Below are 234 nucleotides of genomic sequence, written 5' to 3'. Positions count from 1 at the left end.
CGCCTTCGGCCATGCAAATGCCTACGGCGTTTTGCGCGCTCAATTGCAGCAGGTCGGAGGGGGTCAGTTCATGGGCGCTGACAATCGCACCGGCCGGCAATTCGAAGTGCCAGGCTTGCCCCAACAGCGCACGCAGTACGCGTTGTTGCAGGTCGCGCAGGTCGTTGGCGCGCTCGGCAAACAGCGGTTTGCCCAGGGCCAGCAACACGGCGCATTGCGCCTGGATTGCATCGC

The 234-nt window shown here is 64.1% G+C and carries 1 protein-coding gene; it reads right to left on the bottom strand.

Features of this window, described 5'->3' with window-relative positions; genetic code table 11:
- Positions 1–234, bottom strand: a 234-nt coding sequence (locus tag KZZ04_RS20865; protein WP_219424130.1) for a hypothetical protein, incomplete at both ends; no start/stop codon positions are given.

Origin of the sequence: Pseudoalteromonas sp. CR1, from assembly GCF_019392235.1 — a bacterium.
In the GTDB taxonomy this organism is placed as follows: Bacteria; Pseudomonadota; Gammaproteobacteria; order Enterobacterales; family Alteromonadaceae; genus Pseudoalteromonas.
Note: the sequence above shows the minus strand (reverse complement) of the source record. Positions and strands in the feature narration are given on the sequence as shown.